Source organism: Streptomonospora wellingtoniae (assembly GCF_031845375.1).
In the GTDB taxonomy this organism is placed as follows: domain Bacteria; phylum Actinomycetota; class Actinomycetes; order Streptosporangiales; family Streptosporangiaceae; genus Streptomonospora; species Streptomonospora wellingtoniae.
Genome location: NZ_JAVREK010000099.1, coordinates 1 through 255, shown reverse-complemented (window position 1 = coordinate 255; position 255 = coordinate 1). Strand labels below are relative to the sequence as shown.

Genomic DNA, 255 nt, shown 5'->3' with positions numbered 1-255 from the left:
GCAGGCGGGGGAAGAGGTGGCCGATCCGGCGCGGGGCCACGCGCAGCCAGTGGCGTTCGTCGTCGCAGCGCAGTAGGACTTGGGCGATGGCGACGCAGACCAGTTCGGCGTCGGTGAGCAGCGGCGCCGGCCCGCGTTTGCGCGGTTGCCGGGCCGAAGGCAGGACGTGGTCGTCCAGGTAGACATAGAGTGCGGTGAGAAGGGCGTCGAGGTCTTTGGTCACACTCTGATCCTGGGCGCCCTTCGTCATGTCCG

The 255-nt window shown here is 69.0% G+C and carries 1 pseudogene; it reads right to left on the bottom strand.

The window, feature by feature from the left end:
* Positions 1 to 223, bottom strand: a pseudogene (locus RM446_RS24785) (IS982 family transposase); the annotation flags it as partial.
* Between the last annotated feature and the right edge of the window lie 32 nt (positions 224 to 255).